This is a genomic window from Propioniciclava sp., from assembly GCF_036744435.1.
In the GTDB taxonomy this organism is placed as follows: domain Bacteria; phylum Actinomycetota; class Actinomycetes; order Propionibacteriales; family Propionibacteriaceae; genus Propioniciclava.
The window spans coordinates 1-9176 of the sequence record NZ_DAIOIA010000114.1 but is presented as its reverse complement, the minus strand read 5'-3'; the positions used below and the strand labels follow the sequence as shown (position 1 = coordinate 9176).

Annotated in this window: 8 protein-coding genes; 5 read left to right on the top strand and 3 right to left on the bottom strand. The window is 69.3% G+C overall.

The annotated features are described in order from the left end of the window. A partial coding sequence (locus tag V7E09_RS12535; RefSeq protein ID WP_324523470.1) for a hypothetical protein occupies window positions 1-533 on the top strand: 533 nt, incomplete at its 5' end. Here the strand turns inward: V7E09_RS12535 and V7E09_RS12530 are convergent. Beyond that, window positions 489-1781, bottom strand: a complete 1293-nt coding sequence (locus V7E09_RS12530; protein WP_324510463.1) for a lipopolysaccharide biosynthesis protein — start codon at window positions 1779-1781, stop codon at window positions 489-491. The two genes, V7E09_RS12535 and V7E09_RS12530, sit on opposite strands and share 45 nt — an antisense overlap. A 186-nt stretch (window positions 1782-1967) precedes the next feature. Here V7E09_RS12530 and V7E09_RS12525 point away from each other — a divergent pair, with 186 nt between their 5' ends. Next, a complete protein-coding gene (locus tag V7E09_RS12525; RefSeq protein ID WP_324510462.1) occupies window positions 1968-2894 on the top strand; it encodes a glycosyltransferase in 927 nt (308 codons plus the stop codon). A gap of 58 nt (window positions 2895-2952) precedes the next feature. On the opposite strand, the gene V7E09_RS12520 is transcribed toward V7E09_RS12525, so the two are convergent. Continuing rightward, on the bottom strand, window positions 2953-4119 hold the full coding sequence (locus tag V7E09_RS12520; protein WP_324510461.1) for a glycosyltransferase family 4 protein: 1167 nt from the start codon (window positions 4117-4119) through the stop codon (window positions 2953-2955). Between the two features lie 119 nt (window positions 4120-4238). Between V7E09_RS12520 and V7E09_RS12515 the strand changes: the two genes are divergently transcribed. Further along, entirely contained in the window at window positions 4239-5147 is a 909-nt protein-coding gene (locus V7E09_RS12515; protein WP_324510460.1) for a glycosyltransferase family 2 protein, read from the top strand. A gap of 5 nt (window positions 5148-5152) precedes the next feature. Here the strand turns inward: V7E09_RS12515 and V7E09_RS12510 are convergent, their stop codons facing one another. Further along, window positions 5153-7087 (bottom strand): DUF6541 family protein, encoded by a 1935-nt coding sequence (locus tag V7E09_RS12510; protein WP_324523469.1) that lies wholly within the window; start codon window positions 7085-7087, stop codon window positions 5153-5155. Window positions 7088-7291: 204 nt separating this feature from the next. Between V7E09_RS12510 and V7E09_RS12505 the strand changes: the two genes are divergently transcribed. Together V7E09_RS12505 and V7E09_RS12500 are read left to right on the top strand one after the other, a co-directional pair. Continuing rightward, entirely contained in the window at window positions 7292-8788 is a 1497-nt protein-coding gene (locus V7E09_RS12505; protein WP_324510458.1) for a methylmalonyl-CoA carboxytransferase subunit 5S, read from the top strand. A 5-nt stretch (window positions 8789-8793) separates the two neighbouring features. Further along, on the top strand, window positions 8794-9176 hold a 383-nt coding region (locus V7E09_RS12500; RefSeq protein WP_324523468.1), incomplete at its 3' end, for a carboxyl transferase domain-containing protein.

Here is a 9176-nt window from a genome sequence, read left to right as displayed (position 1 = left end):
TTCCGACCCCCGACGAGGGCGAACGGGACGGGTTCTCGTTGGCGTATGACCCGATTCAGTCGGGCATGATCCTCCCGCCCGGCACGCTGGCTGACTGTGGGCCCTTCCGGGAGGACTACTTCATCGACATGGTCGACAGCGAATACACGCTGCGGATGCGCAGCCATGGGCTGCGGGTGGTGCGCGCTCCCGGGGTGAGGCTGGAGCACGAGATGGGGGAGCCGCGGCCGATGCGGTTCCTCGGCAGCCAGCTGACCTTCCAGGGCAAGCCCGCGCACGTCCCCTACGAGGCGCCGTTCCGCGTGTACTACATCGCCCGCAACATGCTCACGCTGTCGCGGGAGTACCGCCGCGCGTTCCCCGACTGGCTGGCCCGGCGCTGGAAGGCGGAGGTGCTGCACGGCACCGCCCGGGCCCTGTGGGGGCCGCACCGGTTCAAGATCGTCCTCGCGACGCTGTGCGGCGCTCGCGACCACCTGCGCGGAACGTCAGGCCGGATCCCCGCTCGGCTGGCTCGTCGGCTCGCCGTCTGAGCCGGGGTGAGCGGTCTGGTCGGCCGCGCGCAACAGGGATGCGACCTTGCGAGCCTGGTAGGCCAGCACCACGAGCTCGGACACCGCCACCGCCCACGCGACGCCCACGACCCCGAAGAAGAGGGCGCCGACCACGATCAGCGGTAGCCCGGCCACCGCACCCCAGACCGTCGAGATCGCCAGCGATTTCGTGGCGCCCAACTGGACCAGGCAGGCCAGCCCCAGCACCTGCGTGCAGGCCACGGCAGCGAACACCATGCCGAACGGGGTGGACACGCTCAGATCCAGCACCACCCCGGAACTCGACAGGATCCGGGACGCGAAGGGCCCGAGCAGGGCCACGCCGGCGGCGCCGATCAGACCGAGCACGGGAGTGAGCCGAGCGGCCAGGCCGATGCGATGCAGGCGTCCCTCCGGTCCGCCCTCAGGGATCCAACTCTGCACGAACTGCACCACGGGGGTGAAAGCGGTGAGGGCGAATCGGAACAGCTTGTCGCCCATGTTGTAGAGGGGAAGTGCCTCGGGGCGCAGCACGTTGATCACGAGCATCGGGGCGGCGACGTATAGGGCGGAGGTTCCCGCCGTGATGACCGCATGATGCTGGCCGCCCAACCGTGCCACGGCCGAACGCAGGGACAGGTCTAGAGGGCCGGGGTTGGCATCGGATCGGCGGATGACCCGCGCCGAGAGGATGACCCCCGCGAGGTTGCAGACCAGTTGCGCGGCGACCGCCCAGACCAGGGAACTGGTGGAGAGGATGACGACCACGCTCAGCGCCAGCCCGATCGACTGCGGGAGTACGTCGTAGCGGAACAGCCGCGAGGGTCGGCCTTCGCCCACGAAATACCAGTTCGCCCCCAGGAAAGGCATGAGGTATGCGGCCGAGCCCACCACCACCAGCGGCACGTACTGCGGGTTGATCAGGCCCATGACCAGCACCATCACCGGGAACATCACGACGAACAGGTAGGCGCGGCTGATCAGGGAGTGCAGGAAGAACGCTGGCCGCTGCTCGGGGGGCATCGCCGCGGTCTGGGCCGCGCCGGTGGTACCCCAGCCGAACGAGACCGCAACGCCGAAGAGTCCCGCCGTCGATTGCAAGGCGCCCTGGATACCCCACTGGAGGGCGCCCGCCTGGGCGATGATGACCGGAATGGCGATCAGGCTGACGACCTGGGTGAACCCCGTCGTCGCGACGAAGCTCGAGAGCCGACCCACCGATGCCCAACGCCCCTGCATAGCCGGCACCACCTCGTTCTTCCGCTCCGTCGTCCAGGAACAGAGGGTACCGGCAGCATCGCCCATGACTGTGCGGCGGACGTGTCGGAGACGATGCGCAACGGCGTTTCGGTGGGGTCGCAGCGGCGGACCTGCCGCGGTGGTCACGCGGTAGAGTGGCGCGAACGAGCCCGGTTGGCCCAGTCAGGAGCAGTTGTGAGCGTTGCCGTCGTCGTCGTGTCCTACAACCGCAAAGAGTTGCTGCGCGACTGCCTCACGTCGGTGTGCGCGCAGGTCGCGCCCCAGGACGAAGTGATCGTGATCGACAACGGCTCCACGGACGGCTCCCCCGAACTGGTCCGCGGTGAGTTCCCGCAGACCACGTTGTTCGAGACGGGGGAGAACCTGGGCGGCTCTGGCGGGTTCGCATGGGGCGTCGAGTTGGCCATCGCCAAGGGCCACTCCTGGGCCTGGCTGATGGACGACGACGGAACTCCGGCCGCGGACGCCCTGGACAATCTCAAGCGCGTCGTCACGGCGGCTCCGACGACACCCTCCTTCGCCGCCTGTCTGGTGACCGGGACGCCAGGATCCAGCAGCGAGCATCCCCCGGCGCTGACCTTGGAGACGGACACCGAGCGACTCCTAGAGGCGGCCGATCAGGGTTGCATCGCCGTCACTCACGCCATCTTCGTCGGCGTCATGATCAACCTCGGCATCGCCGCATCGATGCCGCTGCCCTACAGCGACTTCTTCATCTGGCTCGACGACCTGGAGTACACCCGTCGCCTCACCCAGGTGGCGCCCGGCCTGCTGGTTCCCGAAGCCGCCATCTATCACCCGATCAAGGCGCCGGCGCGCAATGACATGGGCCCGCGGCTCTACTACTACACGCGGAACAAGCTGTGGTGCACCAAGCTGGACACCACCGCGACCGGACTGCGCAGTTCACTGTTCGTCATGACCGGCTACGTGGTGTGGCATGGGCTGCAGCAACTCGTGATCGCCAAGGACAAGGGCGTGTGGGCGTCCTCGCTGGCCCGCGGCGTCCGCGACGGGGTGCTGCGCCGCCCGCGGCAGGACCACCCCGGTGACCTGTTGCGGCGCAACCGCCGCGAGGTTCCGGCTCGCCCCACCGTCTAAGCGAGCGCTTCCGGGCCGACCGGCCCCCTTCCTCCGCCCGGCCGACGCCGAACGCGGTTCACCGTTGCCGCTGGGAGTCCACCGCGTCCTGGATGTGGGCGAGGATGGTCGCCGCCGTCCGCTCGATGCTGCGGCTGACCAGGGCGTCGTCGTACCACGCTCGCGTCCGGGCGCGCAGCGCAGGCCCCCCCCGGACGGCCCGGAGAATCGCGGCGCCCAGTTCCGCGGGATCGGTCGACGGTGCGACGAAGCCGTTCACGTCCTCGGTGACGAGTTCCACCGAGGCATTGCCGGGATCGTCGGCCAGGACGACCGGGGTGCCGAACGCGGCCGCCTCGACCACCACCAGGCCGTAGCCCTCGCGGCGCGAGGGGTTGACGAGCACGGCCGCGCCGCCGATCGCGTCGCGGAGGGCTTCTTCGCTGACGAATCCGGGCAGGTCCACCGCATCGGCGACGCCCGCGGCCTCCACGGCGGCCTCGACGGCGGCCCGCTCGGGGCCCTCCCCCAGAATGACGGCGCGCAGACCCGGGAGTTCCCGTCGCGCCCAGGCGAGTGCGGCGGGGAGGGTGTCGACCCGCTTGTCTTGGATGTGGCGTCCCACATACACCAGGTAGGGCGGGGTGGCCGCCTCCGGCACGACATCGACGCGGTCGCGGCCGCTGATGAGCCCCGGGCTGACCAGCGGGGGGCGTCGCAGGCCTTCCGCGCGCAGGCGGCGGGCGCTCAGCTCGGAATGACAGGTCGCCGTCGGGGTCAGCGCCACCGCACCGCGTTGCAGCGCCCACGCCACCAGGCCCACAGCCCGGCCCGAGTAGGCGATCCACTGCTCGCGCGGCCACACTTCCAGGTAGTCGAACACCTGCACCACCCGGGTGCCTGCCAGGGCGGCGCGGGTCGCGAAGACGTTGAGGACCGGGAGCGCGCTGACCAGCACCGCGTCGTAGCTGCGACGGTGCCGGGCCAGGTACGTGCCGAGCGCGGCGGCGAACTGCGCCGCGACGGCCGGACGTCGCACCCCGGCGTCGTCGTAGAGGCTCAGCGCGGGCGTGATCGCGACCACGGTGAAGGGCGCTGAGGGGGCGTCACCCTCCCACTGCCGGGTGGTCAGGTAGTCCACCTCGTGACCTGCCGCGGCCATGGACTCGGCGAACTGCCGGTACTGGCGCTCGCCGCCTCCCGTCGTGAACGGAAACAAGCAATCGTAGGCGACAGCGATCCGCACGCCAGACCTCCTCGTTCGTCGAGCCGGGCGGCTTCGGGCGGTTGACTGTACCATTGGCAGGCCGTGACGCCGTGTGGGCCGACCGCTCCCGCGGCGCTCTCCCAGCCTTCGAGGAAGCCGTGACCACACCCTCTGGCCAGATCCCGCATGCGGGAATCGCCGTCGTCAACTACCACTCCGCCGACGATGTGTCGGGCCTGCTGAGTTCGCTGCCGCGCGAGGAGGGGGTCCGGGTCACCGTGGTGGTGGTCGACAACTCCGAGAGCCCCGCCGAGGTGGACCGTCTCCGCGTCGTGGCCGGTTCGAAGGAGGCGGCCGGGCTGGACGTCCACGTCGTCGACGCTGGACGCAACGGCGGCTATGCGGCGGGCAACAACCGGGCGGTGGCCGAACTCGCCGGGTTCGGACCGGACGTGGTCGTCGTGGCCAACCCCGATATTCGGTGGGAGCGCGGATCCCTCGGCGATCTGGTGCGCTTCAGCCTGGCGCATCCCGGTTCCGTCGTGTCGATCCCGACCAGCGAGCACGGTTCGGTCACCAGCGGGATGACCCGGTTCCTGCCGCTGACCGGCTACTTCCGTGCCGACGAACCTGGCTCGGCTCACCCGCTGGCCTACGCCTCCGGCCACTGTTTCGCGCTGCCCGCGTCGCTGTGGGCGGACCTCGACGGGCTCACCGAGGACTACTTCCTCTACTGCGAGGAGATCGACCTCGCCTTCCGGCTGCGGGCCCGCGGGGGAGACTTCCAGACGTTCGATCCGGTGGTCGTGGAGCATGCGGGTGGCGGCACCATCAACCAGGGCGAGGACGCCCGCTCCGGGGTCTCCTTCTTCTACGGGACGCGCAGCCGCGTCATGCTGTATCGCCGCTTCCGCAGGCTGCGCCTCTTCCTGATCCCGTTCCTGGTGCTGCGCCTGGGGTGGGCGGGGTTCCTCGCGGTCACCGGCAAGCCCCGGTCCGGGGCCACCGTGGTCCGGGCGCTGTGGTCGGGGCTTCGAGTCCCGCTGACGCCAGGCCGGGGTGCCTGAGCGGCTTAGCCGCAGCCGACGATCTCGAACAACCGCGCGTTCGGGCCCTGCTGATCCACCAGCACCAGGGAGCGCGATGGAGCGAGATCCTGCATGCCCGCCCAGGTGTCGACCTTGGCGTCGTGAATGTCGTAGGTGCCGAAGTCGAGCACGTAGTCGACGCCCAACTCGCGGACGATGGTGCACACCCGCGGATCACGGTCGATGTTGCGCAGGTTCGCATCGAGGTACACCTCGTCGGGGGTGCGTTGTCCGAAGATGTGCATCTCCACGACCTCCCGGTTGGCGAGGGCATAGGCCAGCGAGGTGCCGGTCCGCGGGCTGCCGACGATCACCGCGTCGGCGGGGGTGCGCTGGTCGAGCCGCTCCAGCAGGAGCATCTCGTCGGTGCTCAGCAGGCGCGATTGGTCGGTGTACTCGTACATGGAGCGCGCCTGCGCCACCTGCGCGGACACGTTCGGGCCCTGGCTGGCGACCACGACCACGGCCAGCAGAAGGACGCCGCCGGCGGCCTGGACGACGGGACGCCAGGTGGGCCGGAATCGCCCTGCCACCGCGATGATTCCGTCCATGATGGTGGCGGCACCGAGCGCGCCCAACTGCACGGCGGGTAGCGCGAGCAACGCGGCCAGCCGGAAGGGGTCGTTGTACCAGGGGTTGGTCAGAGCTTCGCGCAACGGGTGCCCGACCTCATATCCGGCGGCCAGGACGAACAGGGCGACGGCGACGGCGAACGGCCACAACACGACGAGGTGGCGTGGCTGCCGCAGCGTCACCAGGACTCCGATGAGGAAGACCGCCAGCACGCCGAAGGAGATGGGCAGCCCGTTCGGGGCGACGAGGAACCCTTCGCCGAAGGCTTGGGCGGGTCGTTCCCAGGGGGCCCAGCGAGACATCTCGTAGTTGGTGCGCGCCAGCGTCCACAGCGCCACGAGGGCCGCCGCGCCTAGCACCACCAGCCCAGCGACGATGCCCGCGGTGCGCCAACTGCGGTCCTGCCAGATCCGTTCCACCCCGTGGTGCAGTGCGATCGCGGCGGCGAAGGCGCACCACACCAGGAAGGCGTTGGGGTGGGCGAGCCCCAGTCCGGCGCAGACGCTCACGACGCCGAGAGCCTCCCGGACGCCGCTGCGCAGCCCGGTCGAGCGCAGCAGCAGGACGCCCGCAGCCAGGCCCGCCGGGACGAGGGCGTAGCCCAGGATGTTGGGGTAGAGCACCCCGAAGAAGAACAGCAGCATCGGGAACGCGCCGAAGGCGCTCGCGAAGACACCGGCGGCGATCAAGGCTGCGGGACGGTGGCCGAACCAGACCCACGCCAGCGCCACGCAGGCGGCGGGCCACACGAACGCGGCGATGGCGATGTTGGCGGCGTTGACCGCGAGCGGCACCGACACGCCGAGGAGCTGGATCAACAGCGTCGGGACGACGTGCCAGCCGTTGGGGTAGAAGGGGGCGTCCGAGGTGAGGCCCACGTTGAAGGCGGACGCGTTGCCGGTCTCGACCGCCCACTTGACCGAGTTGAGGTGAGCGACCGCGTCGAAGGTCTGCGAGATGTTCTGCGGGCCGACGAAGGCCTCCAGGGTCTGGTGGACTCCCAGCGCCCCGCCGATCAGGAGCGCGGCGGCCACCGACACCCAGCCGACCCAGCCTGCCGGCGCAGGCGCCGGGTCCGTGCTGCTCCGCGCCCACCACCGGACGCCGAACGCGATCGCAGCGACGATCAGCGTCACCACGAGGACGGGAATCACCGACCAGCTGAGGCCTACGCGGGGGGCGACGATGGCCGCCCCGGCCATGACTGCGACGGATACCGCGGGGGCCAAGAGAAGCTGCCGCACCGACCAGCGCCACCCTGCAGACAGGACGGCGAGGCCGGGGAGCCAGAACAAGGCGACCGCGAGGACGATCGCCGGCGCAGCCGACCACCAGCTCTCGCTCATGGCCAGCATCCTAGGGCACGGCCCTGGAAGGCCTCCTCAGAAGGGAGTTGTGCCGCTTCCCGACTGCGGGGGGCGAGCGCCTCGAGGGGCCTGGTCTGACCAACTGAGCGAGGGTGTCCAGAATGTGGATGTTTGGCGACCGGATGCTGACCAATCACTCGCTCTCCTACGTGGCGTAGGAGCCTAGGTGGCACGATGGAAGTCATGAGCCCACGAACCATCGGTGTGACCGAAGTTGCGTTGCGCGACGCGCACCAGAGCCTCATGGCGACTCGCATGGCCATGGAAGACATGGTTGATGCGTGTGCCGACATCGACGCTGCAGGCTATTGGAGCGTCGAGTGTTGGGGCGGCGCGACCTACGACGCTTGTATCCGATTCCTGAACGAAGATCCCTGGCAGCGGCTGCGGACGTTCCGCGAACTGATGCCCAACAGCAAGCTGCAGATGCTGCTGCGCGGGCAGAACCTGCTCGGCTATCGCCACTACGAGGACCACGTCGTCGACAAGTTCGTCGAGAAGTCCGCCGAGAACGGCATGGACGTCTTCCGCGTCTTCGACGCCCTCAACGACCCCCGCAACATGGCCCGCGCGATGGCCGCGGTCAAGAAGACCGGCAAGCACGCCCAGGGCACCATCTGCTACACCATCTCCCCGCTCCACACCACCGAGGGCTACATCAAGCTCGCCGGCCGCCTGCTCGACATGGGCGCCGACTCCATCGCGCTGAAGGACATGGCTGCACTGCTGCAGCCCCAGCCCGCCTACGACATCATCCGCGGCATCAAGGAGACCTATGGCGAGGACGTCCAGATCAACGTCCACTGCCACTCCACCACCGGCGTCACGCTGGTCAGCCTCATGAAGGCCATCGAGGCCGGCGCCGACGTCGTCGACACCGCGATCAGCTCCATGAGCCTCGGTCCGGGCCACAACCCCACCGAGTCGCTGGTCGCGATGCTCGAAGGCACCGAGTACACCACCGACTTGAAGATGGACCGCCTGCTCAAGATCCGCGACCACTTCGCGAAGATCCGTCCCAAGTACGCCGAGTTCGAGTCGGCGACCCTGGTCGACACCGACATCTTCTCCAGCCAGATCCCCGGCGGCATGCTCACCAACATGGAGAGCCAGCTCCGCGCCCAGGGCGCGGGCGACCGCATCCGCGAGGTCATGGCGGAGGTTCCGCTGGTCAAGGCCGACGCCGGGCACCCGCCGCTGGTCACGCCGTCGTCGCAGATCGTCGGCACCCAGGCCGTGTTCAACGTCCTCATGGGCAAGTACAAGGTACTCACCGGCGAGTTCGCCGACCTCATGCTCGGCTACTACGGCGAGGCCATGGGGGAGCGCAACCCGGAGGTCGTCGAGATCGCCCACGCGCAGACCAAGAAGGATCCGATCACGGTTCGTCCCGCGGATCTGCTGGCCCCCGAGTGGGACAAGCTGGTCGACGAGGCCACCGCGCTGCCGGGCAACAACGGCACCGACGAGGACGTGCTGACCTACGCCATGTTCCCCGGCGTCGCGCCCGGCTTCTTCGAGCACCGCGACGAAGGCCCCAAGAACGTCGGCAAGAGCGCCGAGCAGTTGGCCGATGAGGCCTCGAACAAGAGCGAAGCCGATCGTGCCGTCAAGGGCCCGATCACCTACCGGGTCTCCCTCGGTGGTCGCGATCATTCCGTCATCGTGGAAAGGGCATGACAGCCATGGCCAAGAAGCCAAAGAGCATGCAGGAGCAGGCCGACTACGTCCTCCAGCGCCGCGCTGAGGAGCGTCTCGGCGGTGGCGAGGCCCGGCTGCAGAAGCAGCACGACAAGGGCGTCCTCACCGCGCGCGAGCGCATCGACGCGCTGCTGGATCCGGACACCTTCCAGGAGGTCGGGCTGTTCCGCCGCAACCGGACGGTCACCTTCGGCATGGACAAGGCCAACATGCCCGCCGACGGTGTCGTCACCGGCACCGGCGCGGTCTTCGGCCGTCCCGTCCACGTCGCCAGCCAGGACTTCACGGTCGTCGGCGGCTCGGCGGGCGAGACGCACAGCAAGAAGGTCGTCGAGATGATGGAGTCCGCGCTCAAGTGCGGCACCCC

Bases quoted from the DNA above. Each gene is read 5' to 3' on its own strand.
- V7E09_RS12510 (WP_324523469.1), bottom strand. From the start codon at position 7,087: ATGAGCGAGAGCTGGTGGTCGGCTGCGCCGGCGATCGTCCTCGCGGTC.
- V7E09_RS12505 (WP_324510458.1), top strand. From the start codon at position 7,292: ATGAGCCCACGAACCATCGGTGTGACCGAAGTTGCGTTGCGCGACGCG.